Genomic DNA, 21,232 nt, shown 5'->3' on the forward strand with positions numbered 1-21,232 from the left:
TTTGTTTTTGAAGAAAAAAATTTTAAGTCATTTTTTTTAGAATTTGATTTTCTTTGAAACAGCTAAAAGAATAGATGTTTTTTTTTTTTAATAGAGTATGGTTTTTTGGGCTAAAACCAATCAATTATTAGAATAATTCATTTAGGCCATGGATTACTCCAAAGTCTTGTTGCTTATAGAAATCTGAATTGGAATAAAAAGATGTTTTTATTATTTAAAGATTTATGGCAGTTTATTGTTTAGTTTGTTCGACGATTCGCGAATGATAACTTCTGTATTTAAGAAAGTAATTTCTTTGACATCGTCTTTCTTGTCTGATTTTAAGTTTTTCAAAATAATATCTGCAGATGCTTTCCCCATTTTTTCAGCCGGATGCGTAATTGTGGAAATATTGGGATCAATAATTTGCGAAATAGGGTCGTTGTTGAAACCGATAACAGCAATGTCTTCAGGAACTTTAAATCCTCTTTTTTTGGCAGTTTGAACAGCACTAACAGCAATGATGTCACCTGATGCGAATACGCCATCGGGTATAGGATTTAAATCGAATAATTTGTTACTGGCTTTGACACCTTCTTCATAAGTAACTGCGTTTAAGTAAATTATTAAATCTTCATCTACAGGGATATTGTGGTCGTTTAATGCTTCGAGATAACCTCTTTTTCTTTCGTTATAAAGATTACCAAATTCGGAACCTGCTGTAAGATGAGCAATACGTGTACAACCTTGGTCTATAAGATGTTTTGTAGCTTTGTAGCCAGCGGCATAGTTATCAATGATTACTCTAAAGGTGTTAAAGTTCTTCGGTACCCTGTCAACAAAGACCAGGGGAATATTGTTGCTTATAAATTGATCAAAATGGGATGTATCTCGGGTTTCCATAGCAAGAGAGCTAATGACACCACTAACACGATTACTATACAATGCTTTGGCCATATTGACTTCTTCTTTATAAGAATCATGCGATTGCATAATTATTACAGTGTAGCCTGATTTTTGCGCAGCAATTTCGATACCACTAATTAATGATGACAGGAAGGGTTGTGTAATTGTTGGAATTAAGACACCTATAGTTTTTGTTTTGTTACCACGTAAACCTGCTGCCAAAGTATTAGGAACGTAGCCCATTTTTTCAGCAGTTTCCTTTACTTTTTTTATGGTTTTTTTACTAATGGTGTGATGATCCTGTAAGGCTCTCGATATTGTAGAGGTTGCTAGGTTTAGTTTTTCGGCAATATCATAAATAGTTACGTCTTTATTCTCTTCCATAAATTATATCATTCTGTAAACAAATATATTTAATTAATTATAAAACATTAATTTTTTGTGATTTTTTCCAATAAATTATGTTTTCATTAGTATTGTTTCCTTGGTTTTAATTTTGATATTCTTTGTTTGATTCATTCCTGATTTAAGTTACAGATTTTAATTTTTGGGAAATTATTTAATCAACAAATCAAAAAAAAGATTATATTTGCAAAACATACCAGACCAGAACAGCACGATTAAAATTTGTTTTTTGTTAGTATTAAATTAAGCAAGAGTATGTTTTGAAAAGAAAATCAGGTTCCTTTGACTTTTGTATGTAACGCTAAATTAATAATACTTTATCTAGATATATCTTTTAAAAATAAAAATGATGAATAAAAAAATCGACAATTTAGCAGCTGATAACATTCGAGCCTTAGCCATTTCGATGGTAGAAAAAGCAAAATCAGGGCATCCCGGTGGTGCTATGGGAGGAGCTGATTTCATGCATATCTTATATACTGAATATTTGAATTTCGATCCAACAGAAATGAATTGGCCATTTAGAGATCGTTTTTTTATGGATGCAGGTCATTTATCGGCTTTGATGTATTCTCAGTATCATTTGCTAGGAAATTATTCCAAAGAAGATTTACAAAATTTCAGACAATGGGGTTCTGTTACACCGGGACATCCTGAAGTTGACGTTCTTAGAGGAATTGAAAATACTTCAGGACCATTAGGACAAGGTCATGCTATGGGGATTGGTGCGGCTATTGCTGCGAAATTTTTAGATGCTAGGTTTAATGGATTATTTAATCATAAAGTATATGGTTTTATAACTGATGGTGGGGTACAGGAAGAAATTTCGCAAGGAGCAGGAAGAATTGCTGGGCATTTAGGCTTGAATAACTTTATTATGTTTTACGATTCTAATGATGTACAGCTTTCTTCAATGACTGATGAAGTAACATCTGAAGATACAGCTAAGAAATATGAGGCCTGGGGATGGAAAGTTATTACAATAGATGGGCATGATCATCAGCAAATTAGGGAAGCCTTGAATGCAGCCAATGCAGAAACTGAAAAGCCAACATTAATTATAGGTAAGACTATCATGGGTAAAGGTTGTGTGACTGCTGATGGAGGAATGTATGAAGGAGAGTGTGAGTTGCACGGAAAGCCTATAGGTGAAACTAAAGCTGATTTTGTAAAGACATTAATAAATTTAAATGCTAATCCGGAGCAGCCATTTGAGATTTATGATGAAGTTAGGCATTATTACGGAAATATTTTAGTTGAAAAAAAGGCCAAAGCTGCTATTGTAAAAAGTGCTATTGCAACGTGGAGAAAAGAAAATCCGGTTTTGTCGCAAAAATTAGATTTGTTCCTTTCGGGTAAATTACCAGAATTAGATTTGAGTGCCGTGGTTCAAAAATCAAATGCTGCTACAAGGGATGCATCATCGGCAGTATTAGCTTATTTGGCGGAACATGTAGAGAATATAATTGTATCGTCAGCAGATTTATCAAATAGTGATAAAACGGATGGCTTTTTGAAAAAATCATCTGTTTTACAGAAAAATAATTTTAACGGAGCTTTTTTACAAGCTGGAGTAGCTGAACTAACAATGACAGCCATAGCAAATGGAATTGCATTACATGGAGGAGTTATTCCTGTGGTTGCTACTTTCTTTGTGTTTTCTGATTATATGAAGCCTGCTATTCGTTTGGCTGCCATTCAGGAGCTTCCTGTAAAATATGTTTTAACCCATGATTCATTTAGGGTGGGGGAAGATGGACCAACACATCAACCAATTGAACAAGAAGCACAAATGAGATTGTTGGAAAAAGTAAAAAATCACTCGGGTCATCAAAGTTTATTAGCGTTACGTCCAGCTGATGCAATTGAAACCTCTGTTGCCTGGGATATGGCTATAAAAAACACTACTACTCCAACGGCTTTAATTTTGTCAAGACAGGGCATTAAGGATATTCCTGCAACCGGAGCTTCCAGATATGAAGATGCTATTCAGGCTAAAAAAGGAGGTTATTTAGTAAAATCAACTCCGGATGCAGATATTACTTTAATTGCAAATGGTTCTGAGGTTTCGACTCTTTTGGATGCTGCGACTATTTTAGAAACAGAAAATGGTTTGAAGATAAATGTTGCTTCTATCATTTCTGAAGGTTTATTTAAAGCGCAATCTAAATTGTATCAGGAAAGCGTAATTCCAAAAGATAAATTAGTGATTGGACTTACAGCAGGGCTTCCTGTAAATCTTGAAGGCCTGATAGGTGATACTGGAAAGATTATTGGTCTGGAACATTTTGGATATTCAGCTCCTGCAACTGTTTTAGATGAGAAGTTTGGTTTTAATGCGAAGAATGTGAGTAAAGAAATTATTCAATACTTAATCGATAATAAGGTAAATTGCTATAAATTGATAAATTAAGTTATTGAATTTTACTTTAGGGTATTTAACTGTAGTGGAAGGGGAGTCTTTAATAAGGCTTCCCTTTTTTATGCAGCACAATTAAGGGGTATATCTTTTTTAGGATGAAATTTATTAGAATTATTAAAATTTGAAATCTAATGAGTTGTTGATTGTCTATTACTTAGCTGTTTAGTTATTTATTAAAGTTTATTTTTTTATATTTTTTTTAAGGTTTCTAGTTATTGTTTGCTTTTTATTTAATAAATAATTCTATTGCAGATGGTTTTTTAAATTATGTTTAACAATATCTATTTTTTATTATTTATTAATAATTTAAAATGATTTTTTTTTACAAATAATTGAAAAAAAAATTACACAATCGGTTGTTTAAAATAAAATTTTATTTATATTTGTTAATGTAAATAAAACGTAATGTTAAATGGATTGTTTTTGTTTAACACTTCTGTTGCTTGTTTATGAAGTGTGTTTTTGACACTATGTATTGATTTGTTTTATCAATAAAAGAAATTGAAGTTTGGTTAGTTTGTTTTTTTTAATGTTAGAGGGGTTGCTTTGGTTAGGTAACCCTTCATTAAAGAAGTAGAGCCAGACATTGTTGTTAATGTTTGTTTAGGAAACCGAGAGATTTCTATTTGTTAGCAAATCTAGCTTTAATAATAATTTACAAAAAATATAACAACTAAATAAGTTTCTAGGATCAATATTTTTGACTGAGTTTTTTTCTTCTTTGTAAAGAATAATAAATTGGGAGAAATACAAGCTTTAAAAAAACAACCGATTGTTTTTTTAAATATCTATCTTTAATTTGTGATAACTAAAAGATAGAGATACTTAAGTTTTTATAAAAATGAATAAATTTTTAAACCATACTAATCTATTAACTAACTAATAATAAACCAGAAAAAAGCCTATGAGTTAACCACCTTTTTTAAAGGTATTTTTGTTTTTGAATAAATGAAGGTATCTGTTTTTTTTTAGATTCAAGTGATATGTTTCATTTTTATATACTTGGTCTATCAATCTAATTTTTAATAAATTAAAAAATGTCAAAATATTAATATGAAAATACAATTAATTAAAATTCCGCATAAAATAAAATTCGCGGCATTAGGAGTTTTGTTTCAGTTTATGTTTTCGAATGTCTTGTTGGCTAATGAAGGGAGTCCTTCTTCTTCTTTAGTTACTAAAAAGGATCAAAACAGTCAGCAAATTACTGTTTCGGGAACAATAACTTCGGCAGACGATAAAATGCCAATTCCTGGTGTTAATGTATTTGTTAAGGGAGACCCTAAAAATGGTACAGTAACTGATTTTGATGGGAATTATAAAATTAGTTTACCTTCGTCTGATGTAATATTGGTTTTTTCCAGTATTGGTATGAAAACGATAGAAAAACGAGTTGGAAGCCAATCTGTAATCAATGTAATAATGACTTCAAGTGAAACTACTTTAGAGGAGGTAGTTGTGGTAGGTTTTGGAACGCAAAAAAAAGCTAGTGTTATTGGTGCTATTTCTCAAACTACTGGCAAGGTTTTGCAGCGTACAGGTGGTGTATCCAGTTTAGGTGCTGCTTTAACGGGTAATCTTCCGGGTATTTCTACCTTACAAACAACTGGTAAGCCAGGAGAAGAAGACCCTCAAATTATTATTAGAGGAGTTAGTTCCTGGAATAATAGTGCCCCACTTATTCTTGTAGATGGTATTGAGCGTGCAATTAACAGTGTTGATATTACTTCTGTTGAAACCGTTTCAGTTTTAAAGGATGCTTCGGCTACTGCTGTATATGGGGTTCGTGGAGCGAATGGGGTAATTTTGATTACAACTAAAAGAGGGGTTCAGGGGAAAGCAAAAATTGATTTTGGTTTCAACTCTGTAATGAAAACAGCTTCTAAGTTGCCAGGTAAATATGATGCTTATGACGCTTTGCTTATTAAAAACAGAGTAATTGAATACGAATTAAATCAAAGGCCTGACAGTTGGTCTTACATAAGACCACAATCTTTTATTGATAATTATCGTAATCAAACTACTCAGGAGCAAAGAGAACGTTATCCTAATATTGATTGGCAGGATTTTATGTTCAAAGACTTTGCAATGACTCATAATGCTAATTTAAATATTACAGGAGGAACGGATAAGGTTAAATATTTTGCCGCAGTGGATTATTTGCATGAAGGCGATTTGGTTGATTTGATTCCTAATGGGAAAGGTTTTGATTCTGGTTATGCTTTAAACAGATTGAATTCCAGAGCTAATTTAGATTTTCAATTGTCTAAAACTACTACTTTAAAAGTGAATTTGGCAGGTTCTTATTCCCAAAAGCAACAGCCTTGGAGGGTAATTTCTGAAGGATATTTGTGGCAGGGGGCTTATACCTTACCCCCTGATGTTTACTATCCTAAATATTCCGATGGGGCATGGGGATACCATCCTTTAAATCAGGTTCAAGGAGCAAATTCTGCAATGAACTTGAGTATGGGGGGGGCTGAATATATAACAACAACTCGTATTACCTCAGATTTTAATTTAAAACAAGATTTAGGAAAATTCATAAAAGGGCTTTCTGCAAATGTAACTTTCTCTCTGGATAATACTTTTGTTGAAAATCAAAGAGGAGCCAATAACCAAAACTTTACGGTTTATGAAAAATGGATAGATCCGCTAACTGGTATTCCTACTTTACGTAATGCTCCTGACGGTCTTACTGGTTTTGACTTCTATGAATCTTCAGACTGGACAACTAACGGGGGATTAATGGATAACAATCAAACTCGTCGTAATTTAACGTATCAGGCTCAATTATTTTATGGACGTGAATTTGGAGGGCATAATGTTACTGCTATGGGTAACCTTCAGCGTCAAGAGTTAGGAGTTGGTAGCGGAATCCCATCGTATCGAGAGGATTGGGTTTTCCGTGCGACATACGATTATAAAAGCAAATATTTTGCGGAATATAGTGGTGCTTATAACGGTACTGAAAAATTTGCTCCTGCTTATCGTTTTGGTTTTTTCAACTCTGGAACTGTTGGTTGGGTAATTTCAAAAGAGAAATTTATGAGTAAACTTACTTTTTTAGATAATTTAAAAGTAAGGGCTTCTTATGGAACAATTGGTGATGATAGTTCAAATGCACGTTTTTTATACTTTGACCAATATGGTAATGGAATTACCAGACCGAGATTAACGACCACAGAAGGTGAAACCAGTTCTGCCTATGGTTGGTATACTCAAACACAAATTGGTAACCCTAACATTGCTTGGGAGAATGTAACAAAGAAAAACTTAGGTATAGAATTTTCTGTTTTTGATAAATTATTCTCAGGAAGCGTTGATATTTTTCATGATTACAGAACAGATATTCTAATGGCTGGTGGTGATAGAGCAATGCCTCCTTATTTTGGATTCACTCCTCCTTCTGTAAATTTAGGAGCTATGAAGGTAAGTGGATATGAGTTTGAGTTGCACTTTAGCAAGAGAATCAATAATGATGTACGCTTGTGGGCGGATCTTGCTATGACTCATGCTAAAGATGAAGTAGTCTTTAGAGATGATCCAGAACTATTGCCTGACTACATGAAAAGAGCTGGTTATCCACTTAGACAAGGAAGGTATATGATTGATCAGGGGTTTTACAATACTTGGGATGAGTTGTATGGTAGTACAGCTTTTGAAAGTAATGATTTTAAAATACCTGGTAATTACAGAATAATGGATTACAATGGTGATGGTATCATTAATGCAGACACTGATAGAGTACGATATGGTTATCCTAGTAATCCGCAAAATACGTATAATGCTACTTTTGGTGTAGATTGGAAAGGATTTTCAGCTATGGTTCAATTTTACGGTGTAAATAATGTGATGCGTTCTGTGCCAATTTCAACTTTTTCATTAGCGTATTTTAACAATGTTTTTGAGGAAGGAAGCTATTGGTCTAAAGACAATACCAATGCCGATTCGCCTGTACCAAGATTGAATAATACATTAAATGGTGATAGTTGGGGTACACGTTATGTGTATGATGGTTCTTATGTCCGTTTGAAGAATGCAGAGATTGCTTATAATTTCACCTCAAATTGGGTTAAGTCTATTGGTCTTGAATCCTTACGCGTTTATGCTAATGGTAATAATTTGTTTTTATGGACTAAAACACCTGATGATAGAGAGGTTGATAACGGAGGTATAGCATATCCTACAGTTAGACGTGTCAATTTAGGTTTTAGATTAACTTTATAAAATACTTTAAAAATGAAAATACATAATAAGATAATCTTGTATGCTGGGCTATTCTTTTTACTTGCAGGAAGCACTTCTTCTTGTACAGATTATTTAGATGTTGCACCTGCATCTTTAGTTAATCCTGACGATGCTTACAAAAATTTTATAAATTTCCAAGGTTTTACTGAAGAGTTGTATAATTGTGTTCCAAGTTTTTGTAATCGTGATGATAACAATTTCTTTAATAATGGTGAAGAAGAAATGTGGCAACAAAATGCTACTAATCAAGGAGCTTGGATTTGGCAAGTGGATTTAGGGAACTATTGGGCTTGGCAAAGAGGTGGTTTTGGAAACGGAGGTTCTTTTCTGGATCAAAACACTGACAATTTTAGTACTGATAACAACAAAAGATCTAAGTCACTTTGGGTTGGTGCATGGTATGGAATAAGAAGAGCTAATATTGGTCTTGCCAATTTAGATAAAATGATCGATGCTACTCCTGAAGAGAAAAATATAATTGCAGGACAATTGTATTTTTTTAGAGCTTGGTTTCACATGCATTTAATTACGTATTGGGGAGGTATGCCTTATATTGATGAAGTATTACCATCTGATCAACCATTGCGATTACCTCGTTTAACTTATCAACAAACGGCAGATAAGATTGCTGAAGATTTTCAAAAAGCCTATGAATTGTTGCCAGGCAACTGGGATGCGGTACCAGCAGGTCAGCTGACTCAAGGTAAAAATGAACTTAGAATAAACAAGTGGATGGCTATTGCCTATTTAGGAAAAAATTATTTGTACGCGGGTAGCCCACTTATGAATTTGTATTCAGGAGGTTCTGAGTCTTACAATGCTGAATATTGCAAAAAAGCGGCAGATGCCTTTGGTATATTGTTACAGGCTTCTGAATCTGGTGCTTGTCAGTACAGCTTGATTCCTTGGAGTAAATATTCTGAAAATTACATGACCAATGGTCAAGGAGGGAGAATGCCTGGTACAGCAACAGTTAATAATGTTGTTTATAATGAGGCTATTTTTAGAGGACCTAACTGGGGCGGTACTGATCAATCCACTAATAAACAGTATTTGTGTGCTGGTGGTGTTTTACAAGACAGAAGTTGGTCGCAGTATGCTACAGCAAATTATGTAAATTATTTTGGTATGGATACAGGTTTACCTATCAATAGTGCCAGTAAAGCAGATGTTCCTGGAGATCAGGGTTCAACTTATGATGTTCATTATCCATGGAAAAATAGAGATCCACGCTTTTATATCAATTTTGGTATTGATACTCAAAAAATGGTAAACAGTACTGCTGCTGCTGCTAAAAATTTTGTTTATGCTAATTTATATACCGGAGGAAATTACAGAGCTGCAAACACAGGTAGTAATACAGGTTATTTGATGATGAAATTCAATCCTCTTGGATTTAATAAATATGATAATGCATACAACAGACATCAAGTACATACAGCTTGGATGCGTTTGTCTGATGTTTATTTGATGTATGCAGAATCTGTGGCTATGGGGTATAATAATATTAATGCTACTTCGACAACTTTTAGTCAGAATGCTGTTTATGCGATTAATAAAGTAAGAAATCGTGTTATATTACCAAATGGGAACCCTCTGCCTGGTGTTGCTCCAATATTTCTTACTTCTGTTGAGAGTTTTATGTCTGAGGTTAGACGTGAGCGTGCAGTTGAATTGGCTTACGAAGGACATCGCTTCAATGATTTACGTCGTTGGCGTTTGTTAATTAAGTCGCCATATAATGTTAAAACAGGTATTAGTTTTGATCGATCAATTCCTGAAACCAATAATGCAACTCCAACCTTTAATTTCCTTGATAAGAATGTTCCTCAAAATAATAGAATTGAAAATTTGAGAGAATATGTAGTTTGGCAGCGTAATTTTACTGAAAGACATTATTGGCTTCCTTTGAAAAGAGCGGATGCGAACTTGTATGCAGAATTTCCTCAAAATCCTGGTTGGTAATTGCAATATATAATCGAAAAAAAGTAAATAATAATGAAATATATCAAAATAGTTTTTTTTATATGCGCAATACACACTCTTTTTTTACCAAAAATGAGTGCACAAGTCAGCAAGCTACTTGTGTCTGCAGTTGTGCTTGATACAAAAGGGAATAATATACCAGGCGCTATTGTAGTAGATGAGAATAATCAAACTGTAATTGCTAATGAAGATGGTGAGTTTGCACTGACTGTTGGCGCTAATAGTATTTTGTCTGTAAAAGCTCCTGGGTATAAAATAAGTACTTTTCAGGCTAAGCCAGATTTAAAGACCATAGTTTTGCAAGCTGATACTTCTAATATGGTTAATGTTGCTTTTAATAAAGTGGACAAAGCTGATATCCTTGGTGGTGTTTCGAATGTAAATATTGCGGGGATGATAAACTCTAACTATTCCATTTCGAGTTTAGATAATTTGGCTAATTTTATTCCCGGCTACCATGGTAATATATGGGGGATGAACAGTAAATTAGTTATTGTTGATGGAGTTCCACGTGATGAATTCAATGTTTTACCATTTGAAATTGAAGATATTACGGTGTTAAAGAGTGCTGCTGCTGTAGCCTTATACGGAAGTCGTGCCGCTAAAGGTGTAGTATCTATTACTACTAAAAGAGGTACTGCTAAAAAGAGTAAATTTGACGTGCGTTTAAATAATACGCTTTATACGCCTAAACGTTATGCTGAATATTTAGGTTCTGCTGAGTATATGACTCTTTATAATGAAGCTTTAGCTAATGATGGTATTGCTCCTTTATATTCTAATACTGAAATAGCAAATCATGCTGCTGGAACTAATCCGTTCCGCTTTCCGGATGTTGATTTTTATTCTTTTAAGAATATCAATAAATTTGCCAGACGTTCAGAAATTGTTACTGAATATACTGGAGGAACTGAAAGTGCACAATTTTATGTTAACATAGGGAATTACAATACCACTTCATTACTTGATATAGGAAATGGTAAAAAAGAGGGTGAAAATCGTTTCAATGTTAGAGGAAATCTGGATATCAAAATCAACGACATGATTTCAACCAAGATTAATACCAATGTTACATTTTATGATAATAATATGGCACAGGGTAATTTTTGGGGAGCTGCTGCTACTTTTAGACCTAATTTGTTAGCACCTTTGTTGCCATTGAGCTATTTTGAAAATTTAGATGCTGTTTCTCAGGGGCGTTTGGATTCTAATCCTTTTATTATTGATGGTAAATATATTCTGGGAGGTACTCCAACACAGACAACAAACCCTTTTGCAGACATCTATACCAGAGGTACAAGACAAGCAACAACGCGTAAATACCAGTTTGATGCGACTATCAATTTTGATTTAGCCAAAGTCTTAAAAGGTTTGTCTTTTGACACACAGTTTGCTATTGATTATAATACTTCTTATGCTCAGAATATTTCAGATAATACTTATGCTGTTTATGTTCCAACATGGACTGATGATAAAATAACAGCGATTAGTGCTCCTATAGGTACAAATGCTAAAAATAATTTAAGAACATTAGATGGATCATACCAACGTCAAACTTTGTTCTTTTCAGGAGCTTTTAAGTACAAAAATACATTCAATAACGTACACAATGTATCGGGGATGTTACTAGCACACGGTTATAAGCTTGCTGAATCACAGGTATATCATGCTATTGGTAATGCTAATTTAGGTTTTCAGGCAGCTTATAATTTTAAGCAAAAATATTATCTTGATTTTACGGCAAATCAGGTACATTCTGCAAGATTTGCTGAAGGGAATCGTGGCGCTTTTTCTCCTACAGCTTCCATTGGGTGGAGAATAAGCAAAGAGGATTTTTTAGCTAATTCAAGTTTTATTGATGATTTAAAATTAACAGCTAGTGCAGGTATTTTGAATACCGATTTAGATTTTGAATCTCTTCTAACTGGCAATGGTGCTTATTTCTTAGAGAGAGATGTTTACAGTACAAATAATGGTGCTTATTTCTCATGGCAGGAAGGTCGTCAGTTGCGTGCTACAGATATTCAACGAGTAGGTAATCCAGATTTAACGTACCAGCAAAGAAAAGAAATCAGTTTTGGTATAGAAGGATCTTTGTTTAAAAATATGTTGCAGTTTAATGCCTCTTATTTTGTGAATAAATTGACTGGTATTCCTATTAATGATGTTAATCTTTACCCTAGTTTTTTAGCAGTTCAGTTTCCTTCTCCTAGTTCTTTTGTTCCTTTTGTTAATTATAACGCTGATAACCGTCAAGGTTTTGATGTAGGTGTATCTTTCAACAAGAGAGTGAGTAAAGTTGATTTGAATGTAGGTATGGTGGCTACTTATTATAAAGCAGATGCTGGTTTAAGAAATGATATAACATTTGAGGAAGCTTATCAAAAGCGACAAGGAATGCCTATTGATGCTCTTTGGGGTTTAAAAAATGATGGTTTTTATTCTGAACAAGATATCATTGATAACAATTATCCTACTCCTGCTTTTGGTAGCGTTAAAGCTGGTGATATTAAATATGTTGATGTTAATAATGATGGTTTGGTTGATAATAATGACCAGGTTTATCTTGGAAGAGTAGGATCGGCAGGATCACCGTTAACGTTAGGTCTTAATGTAACAGCTAAATGGAAACATTTCTCTTTGTTTGTTTTGGCTAATGGAACAAGTGGTTCTGTTGGATTAAAAAATAGTTCCTATTATTGGGCAACTGCTGGTGCAAATGCTAAATATTCTGCAGCGCTACGTGACCGTTGGACACCAGAAACAGCAGAGACTGCTACTTATCCAAGATTGACAACTACTGCTGGGGCTAATAATTACAGAAATTCAGATTTTTGGTTGTTTAAGAATGATAGAATAAACTTATCCAGAATTCAATTCTCATTTGATTTGCCAAAGGCGTATTTACCTAACAGTGGTTTTATTAGCAATTTAGGGCTTTATGTAAATGGTAATGATTTATTGTTAATCTCTAAAGAGAGAAGACATATGGAAACTAATATTGGTTCTATGCCACAGATGAGATCTTTTAATATGGGTTTAACAGCAACATTTTAATTTAAAATATATTTGTATAATGACTAAGAATAAAAACATATTTGTAATTTTAATTCTCTCCATTTTATTTGTTGGCTGTACAGATGTTATAGATCCGGCAGATGAGAATATTCGTGACCAAAGTTCAACGTATAATGAGCCAAATTTTGGTTTGGGATTACTTACTCAGGGGTACACCAGAATTCCTACTAATGGCTACAATTTTAGTGAAGTAGCCACTGATGATGCGGTAAGTAATGATGTAAATAATGGTTTTTTAAGATTGGCAACCGGTCAATGGACAGCATCCAATAATGCAGCTGATCGCTGGACATCTTGTTTTTCAGGAATACAATATATGAATATTGTTTTAACTGAAGCCGATAAGATGAAGTTTGCCGACGATCCTATGATTGATAAATTGTTTAAAGAGCGTATTAAAGGTGAGGCTTATGGCTTACGTGCTCTTTTTATGTTTAATTTGTTGCAGTCACACGCAGGTTGGGTAAATGGAAAATTAATGGGAGTTCCTATTTATTCAGAGGTTTTAACTAAGGATTCTAACTTTAATGTTCCACGTGAGGATTTTAATACCTGTGTAGCACAAATTTATAAAGATGTGGATAGTGCAGCAGTACGTTTACCTCAAAACTACAGAGATATTACTAATGTATCTGAAATACCCGCTTTTTATAATTCGATTAATCCTTCAGTTGCGGCATATAACAGAGCTATGGGATTGAGGTATTTAGGTTTAGTAAGTGGGATTATTGTAAAAGCAATACGTTCGCAAACATCTTTAATGGCAGCCAGTCCTGCTTTTGCTGATGGTACTGCCAATGGTTCAAATGAGACATGGGCAAATGCGGCTAAAGATGCTGCTGAAGTTATTGCTTTTAAAGGTGGTTTAGCTGGATTACCTACTGATTTTAATAGTGGTGTAGCATGGTACCGAAATACATCGCAAATTAATGCGTTGACAGCAGGATCTAATCCTCCAGAGGTATTATGGAGAGCGGGAACATCAAATAATAATGATTTAGAACGCGAACATTTTCCTCCTTCTTTGTTTGGTAATGGTCGTGTTAATCCAACTCAAAATTTTGTAGATGCTTTCCCTGCTAGTAATGGGTATCCAATATCGCATCCTTCCTCTAATTACAATGCTAATAATCCCTATGCCAATAGAGATGCACGTTTAGCAGAGTTTGTAAATTATCACGGAAGGACAGCTGGAGTTACTAATGCGCAAATTAATATGGCAACTGGTACTCAAGACCCGGTAAACAAGGTGTTAACTTCTACTCGTACAGGTTATTATATGAGAAAATTGTTAAGACAGGATGTAAATTACAATCCAAGTGGTAGAAATACGCAGTTGCATTACAGACCACGTATTCGCTATACTGAAATGTATCTTAATTATGCAGAGGCTGCTAATGAAGCATGGGGATCAGTTTCAGATCCACAAGGTTATGGTTATACTGCTTATGATATCATAAAGGTTATTCGTAAAAGAGCAATGGGATTGAATACAGATCCTTACTTGGAATCTATTAAAAATGATAAGGATGCTATGCGTGAGTTGATTCGTAATGAACGTCGTTTAGAATTATCTTTTGAAGGATTCCGTTTCTGGGATTTACGTCGTTGGAAAGTTTCTTTCTCTAAACTAACAGAACCGGCCAGAGGTATTACGGTAACAGGAACATTAGCAGCACCAGTTTATAGTGCTCCATCCGATGTTGAAAACAGATCTTATCAAAACCATATGTATTATGGTCCAATTCCATATTTGGAAACCTTAAAATTTACTAATTTGCTTCAAAACGATCTTTGGAATAATTAGAAATATACTTAACAACAGAAATTATGAAAAAACTAATTTTATTTTTATTGGTATTGATATCGGCAGTAGGATGTTCTAATGATCCAATATCATTTCCTGATTATGATTATTCAGCTGTATATTTTCCTTATCAGTTCCCTGTACGAACGATAACTTTTGGAGAAGATATTTTTGATAATACTTTAGATCTTCAGGGTAAGTGCGAAATTTTTTGTGCACTGGGTGGGGTTTATGATAATAAACAAGATCGAATAGTTAATATTGAAATTGCTGATACTATACCTACGGGTTATAACTTTACAGGTACTACCAGAGCTATAAAGGCTATGCCTAGAAATTATTATACATTAGCATCTAATCAAATTATCATTAAGAAGGGAAGTATTTCCGGAGGTGTACAAGTACAGTTAACGGATGCTTTTTTTGCAGATCCTTTGGCTACGGCTAATAATTATGTAATTCCTTTATTAATGACTACAGTAACTAATGCCGATACTATTTTGCAAGGAAAGCCAATTGTTCTTGGTTCTAAACCTAGAAGACTTAATGGAACACTTTGGGATGTTAGAGCAAAAGATTATGTATTGTATGCTGTAAAATACATTAATACATGGCATGGTCAGTATCTTAGAAGAGGTGTAGATACATACACAGGAAATAAAGTAGCTACTACTGTTAGACGTCCGTTTGACGTTCTAACCTATGACGCTTCAGCTGCTGATTCTCAAAAATGGGTTTTTCCATTAAGTACTCAATCTTTAAATGTTTTGAGATTCCCAATAGTATATCAGGATAATGCGTCACAAAATTATAATTGTGTTTTAAATTTGAATTTTGATCAAGACAATAATTGTACCATTACTTCTTCTGATCCATCAACTTATACAGCGACGGGTACAGGAAAGTTTGTGAAAAAGGGTGAAAAGAAAAGTTTTGGAGGTCTTGATAGAGATGTTCTTTATTTAGATTACACCGTAACTCATACAGCAAAAGGTATTACAACACAAACTAAGGATACTTTAGTAATGAGAAACAGAGGTGTTGTTATGGAGCAATTTTCAGCTACTTTAGCACCGTAAATATAGATAATATTAAATCTGGTATCTATATTTTTATTTATCATATAATAAAAAGTTACTTCATAATAGACAATTTTAGAATTTCAATCCTTCTTAATAATTGTTTTAATAATACTTCAATTTTAATAAAAAACAATGAAGCAATAGCTTCATTGTTTTTTATTTACTATTAGCATTTTGCTAATAACTCAAAAGAGTAATTAGTTTTTTTTTAATATTTAAAAAGGTAGATTTTTTTTGACTTAGTTGAGAAAACACAATCGATTGCTTTTTTTAAGATGTTATTGAGCGGTTATATGTTTAATTCGTTCTATGATATTTTATGCTCATTGTTTTGCTATATAGTTATGTCGATTTTAATAAAATAATTTAATTATGATTAAAAAAATACTTTTTTATAAACAAAGAATTATGAATATTTTTTTGATGATATTCTGTTTCTTTTTTACGCATGTAATTCATGCTCAGCAAAATACTCCTTTAAGGCGTGAAATTTCACCAAACAAGCCCATGTGGTTAATCCATATTGATACGTGGAATTATGCCGATCCTCAAAAAATTATAGATCTAATACCTGTAGATATTCGTCCTTATGTGGTTATGAATATTTCGCTTTCTATTAGTCATGATGTAGCCACCAGCCAATTTAAAGTGGCTGAATATGGCTATGAAATTGCTAAATCCTGGATTAGAACATGTGCCCAAAATAGAATGTGGACTATGATCCAGCCTTCTAGTGGAGGTTTTTCTCAGTTTTCAGATTTTGATCTTTCGGTTTATGAAGAGTTTTATAAAGAATATCCCAATTTTATAGGATTTAATTATGCCGAACAATTCTGGGGATATGATGATACCAGCGACCCGCTTTCGCCATCCTGGTCTAATCGAATGTCTCACTTTGCTAATTTATTAAAATTGAGCAATCAATATGGAGGTTATCTGTCAGTGAGTTGGTGTGGAAATCAGTGGAGTCCTTCTATAAATCCTATTGGTATGATGAAACGTAATCCTGCTTTTGCCAAAGCTTGTCGGGATTATACAGAAAATTATATACTGTCTGAAAAACACACTCAAATTTCATATCAATCTGATATGGAGAGCCTTTGTTTGGGATCTTATCTTTCAGGCTATAGTGGGAATTATGGTATCCGTTATGATGATACAGGCTGGACAAATACCAGTGGAGTCCATGAAGGATTTACAATGGCTACTGCAGCTGCACCCCATTTTGAACACATGATGCTTACTGGACAAACCGTAATAGATGGTCCGGAGCTTATATGGACACAGTGTTTCCGTGAAACAAACCGTGTCACTTCATCAAATGGTTATGTGAGTCGAAATTGGGAAACTTTTCCTCAATTTGATAATACTTCTGTAGATATTTTTCGAAAAATATTGGATGGAACGGTTCGTATTCCAACGAGAACCGAAGTTATTGACCGAACTAAGGTTGTAATTGTCAATGATGTTCAATCGGGGACTCCTGATAATATTTATAGCACTCCTGAAACTTTGTTCGAAGGACTTTATCGTATGGATGGTGATGGAAATCTTAAAGACAATAAGACTTTCTTTAAGAAAACAGGACGATATCCCACTATTCCAACTGTATTTCAATTAGATGATGCTGAGGCCAAGTCATTTAATGTTCAGATAAATAAATCAAATTATGCTACTAAATGGCCAACTGTAGCTTCTAAACAAACTGAGTTAAATGCGTTGTTTCCTGAAGAATACACCGGAGATTTATATGTTGGAAGACATGAAAACGGCTGGGTGACTTATAATCCATATAAAACAGTTGGACAAGTTGCCAGTGGAAGTATTCCTTTTAAATACAATACCTGCGAAAAAGTAGAGTTGACTTATTCACAATACACTACGGGAATAATTAAGGAATTTTCGAATAAAGTTAATTTCTATTTAACGAATTATAATGAGTATGATGCTACTTTGAAAACAGATATCATCAAAATATATGGAAGCAGTGTTGAACCAACTTATTCTTATCAGGATAGAGCCAGCCATCAGGCGAGTATTATCACAAAAAACTGGTCCGGAGGGGTACTTACTTTAACTATTCAGCATAATGGTCCTCTTGATTTAACTGTGAATTGTTCAGGTACAGCAACAGGACGTTTATCGACTTATACAGAAGCCAAGCTAATTGAACCAAACAAACCCTCAGTTTATATTGGATCCCGCCAAAATGAAGCAGAACATTTTGATTATAAAAACATCAACAGCATTACAACTGGTGGTCAAAATGGTTCTATAAGAAATTATCAGGGTCAGGGATATTTAAATTTTGGAACAAATGCAGCAGCAAGTATAAAAGATGTAATTAAAGCTTTAAGAAAAGGGACTTATCAACTTAAGATACGATATACAGCTCCAATTTCAGCAGTTACAACAATTGATTTATATGTAAACGGGATTAAAGTTGCAACTCCAATATTTAATAAAACCAATGATGAAAGTTCCTGGTTAACGATATCACAAAATATAGAATTGAATGAGGGAGATAACGAAATAAAATTAGAAGCTAACGCGGCAGGTTTAGCAACTATTTATTTTGACAATATTACATTTTCACAAAATGAGAATAATGGTGTTTATAATTTTACAAATGATGTTGCCACTACAAGTGCTAGTACGCCGGCTGCTAATTTAATTTCTGTAAAAAGTGGTAGTGCAGGCGTAATATCATATAAAGATGTAAATAACAATACAACTAATGCTTTTAAGGCTTATTCAGTGGGATCAACTAACGGAACAGCAGTAGCCGATTTAGATTTATTCCAGACTGATGCAAAAGATTATTCTGTTACCTGGAAAGAGTACTATTCTACAAGCGGTGCAAAAAAAGGAGTTTTATTAAGAACAACAGGTGTAAATGGTTCATGCAATTATGCCGATGGAATGAAACAAGGGTATTTGTTTACAACTTTAAATAATTCAGATGGTACTATTACACTTATGCCTTACGTGGCAGGGACAAGTGGTATTATCGCTAAACCAACTTATACAACTACAACTCTTAAAGTAATGCCGGGTCAGCCAGCCTGGTTTAGGGCGTCTGCAATTGGAAATCAGCTGATTTTTGAATGCTCTGCAGACGGTATAAATTGGGAAGGTGCACTACAAACTACATTCCAAGATGCCATTTATACCTCAGGAGGTTCAGAATTAGTCTGGGGATTAGGGGTTAACAATTTGAATTGGGTAATGGACGATATTAAATTTTCTTCATCAAGCACAACCATTTCTAAGCTTGACATGGAAGGGTTTACTTATGTTCAGGGTTCAGGTCCATCAGCTAGTCAAATGTTTTCTGTATCAGGTAGTTCACTTACAGGAGACATAACTGTTGAAGCTCCGATAAATTACGAACTTTCGTTGAGTACTAATGGCACATACCAGTCTAAACTTATATTGCCGCAAACCAATGGAGCAGTTGCCAATACACCAATATTTGTTCGTATGGCTTCTGGATTATCGACTGGTAAAAAGACAGGTGTAATTTCAGTAAAAACTGCTAATGCAATAGACCGTCAAATAACTTTGACAGGTAAAGTAGATCAAAGCCCACTATTTGTTAAATATGATTTTACAAACGATGTAGCTACAACATCAGCAACGACACCAGCGGCAATCAATGCGACTATTGGAGTAGGGAATACTGCAACAGCTGGCGTTGTGTCTTATACAGACGCTAATAGTTTGACAACTAATGTTATTAAACCTTATGGTGTGGGACAAAAAAATGCTACCGGAGTGATAGATTTGAATGCTTTTTCGAAAACAGCTACAAATTACTCTGTAACATGGAAACAATACATTGGTTCAGATCCTACTCAATATAAAACAGGTGTTTTGTTAAGAGGTAATACCAGTAAAATAGGTACTGCATCAACCGGATATGTTCAGGGGATTATGGAAGGTTATTTATTATTAGTATATAATACAGGAACGGATTCACAATTTAGAATTTACCGCTCGACATCAAGTGGATTAACAACTCTAATTACCACAACTGTAAGTTTGGATCCAGTTCCTAATAAGCCTATTTGGTATAGAGCATCTGTTTCAGGAAGTGGTAGTGTTGCATTAAAAATTGAGTATTCAACCGATGGAGTAAACTGGACTACTGGAGGTTCTACTACCGATGGTAGCTCGACCTATTCAGCTGGAGCTACACAAATTGTATGGGGTTTAGCTGTTAATAGTCTGGACTTTTATATAGACGATATTGCTTTTTCAGGTTTAGATGAATCAGCAACATTAGAAATAGATGATGATAATGATGGTATACCGAATAATATTGACGTTTGTCCAAATACACCAATAGGTCAATTGGTAAATGCTACAGGTTGCGCTCAAAGTCAATTAGACGATGATGGAGATGGCGTTAAAAACAATGTTGATCTTTGTTCAAATACACCAACAGGTCAAAGTGTAAATGCTAACGGTTGTGCTCAGAGTCAATTAGATGATGATAATGATGGTGTTAAGAACAATGTTGATCTATGTCCAAATACACCAACAGGTCAAAGTGTAAATGCTACTGGTTGTGCTCAGAGTGAATTAGATGATGATAATGACGGTGTTAAGAACAGTATTGATCTTTGTTCAAACACACCAACAGGTCAGGCAGTAAATGCTACAGGTTGTGCTCAGAGTCAATTAGATGATGATAATGACGGTGTTAAGAACAATATTGATTTATGTCCAAATACGCCAACAGGTCAAAGTGTAAATGCTTCAGGTTGTGCTGTAGGGCAATTAGATGATGATGGTGACGGAGTTAAGAACAGCGTTGATTTATGTCCAAATACACCAACAGGTCAGGCAGTAAATGCTACAGGTTGTGCTCAAAGTCAATTAGATGATGATAATGATGGAGTGAAGAATAATGTTGATGTATGTCCAAATACACCTTCTGGTCAAACAGTAAATGCTACAGGTTGTGCTCAAGGACAATTAGACGATGATGGCGACGGTGTTAAGAACAGTACTGATCTTTGTCCTAATACACCTAGTGGTCAGGCAGTCGATACTAATGGTTGTATAGCTTTAGGCTCAACAAATTATTCTATTGAAGTTGTTGGCGAAACTTGCCCAAATAAGAACAATGGTCAAATCACCATCACGGCTAGTCAGGCTTTGACGTATTCAGCAACTGTTAATGGAGTATCTAAAGCTTTTAGCAATAAAATTTTAGCCTTAACTAATCTTAATCCGGGTACTTATGATATATGTATTGATGCTTCGGGAACAATTGCAAAACAATGCTATTCTATAGTAATTCCTGCA

Annotated in this window: 8 protein-coding genes; 7 read left to right on the forward strand and 1 reads right to left on the reverse strand. The window is 34.2% G+C overall.

What is annotated here, in order from left to right:
- Positions 1-222 precede the first annotated feature (222 nt).
- Complete coding sequence (locus IEV84_RS14460) at positions 223-1,269, reverse strand: LacI family DNA-binding transcriptional regulator (RefSeq protein ID WP_188495151.1); 1,047 nt, start codon at positions 1,267-1,269, stop codon at positions 223-225.
- A gap of 370 nt (positions 1,270-1,639) precedes the next feature.
- Between IEV84_RS14460 and IEV84_RS14465 the strand changes: the two genes are divergently transcribed.
- From IEV84_RS14465 to IEV84_RS14495, 7 genes are all read left to right on the forward strand, one after another.
- Positions 1,640-3,703, forward strand: coding sequence for a transketolase family protein (locus IEV84_RS14465; protein WP_188495153.1), 2,064 nt, complete (start codon positions 1,640-1,642; stop codon positions 3,701-3,703).
- Positions 3,704-4,765: 1,062 nt separating this feature from the next.
- The gene (locus IEV84_RS14470; RefSeq protein WP_188495155.1) at positions 4,766-7,942 is read left to right on the forward strand and encodes a SusC/RagA family TonB-linked outer membrane protein; all 3,177 of its coding nucleotides are present in this window, start codon (positions 4,766-4,768) and stop codon (positions 7,940-7,942) included.
- Between the two features lie 12 nt (positions 7,943-7,954).
- Complete coding sequence (locus tag IEV84_RS14475; RefSeq protein ID WP_188495157.1) at positions 7,955-9,928, forward strand: RagB/SusD family nutrient uptake outer membrane protein; 1,974 nt, start codon at positions 7,955-7,957, stop codon at positions 9,926-9,928.
- A gap of 93 nt (positions 9,929-10,021) precedes the next feature.
- Positions 10,022-13,006, forward strand: a complete 2,985-nt coding sequence (locus IEV84_RS14480) for a SusC/RagA family TonB-linked outer membrane protein (RefSeq protein WP_229732699.1) — start codon at positions 10,022-10,024, stop codon at positions 13,004-13,006.
- A 19-nt stretch (positions 13,007-13,025) separates the two neighbouring features.
- Entirely contained in the window at positions 13,026-14,834 is a 1,809-nt protein-coding gene (locus tag IEV84_RS14485) for a RagB/SusD family nutrient uptake outer membrane protein (RefSeq protein WP_188495160.1), read from the forward strand.
- Between the two features lie 23 nt (positions 14,835-14,857).
- Entirely contained in the window at positions 14,858-15,913 is a 1,056-nt protein-coding gene (locus tag IEV84_RS14490) for a DUF5627 domain-containing protein (protein ID WP_188495162.1), read from the forward strand.
- A gap of 411 nt (positions 15,914-16,324) precedes the next feature.
- A partial coding sequence (locus IEV84_RS14495) for a glycoside hydrolase family 98 domain-containing protein (RefSeq protein WP_188495164.1) occupies positions 16,325-21,232 on the forward strand: 4,908 nt, incomplete at its 3' end.

The sequence above is a fragment of the Flavobacterium palustre genome (genome assembly GCF_014639535.1).
Classification (GTDB): domain Bacteria; phylum Bacteroidota; class Bacteroidia; order Flavobacteriales; family Flavobacteriaceae; genus Flavobacterium; species Flavobacterium palustre.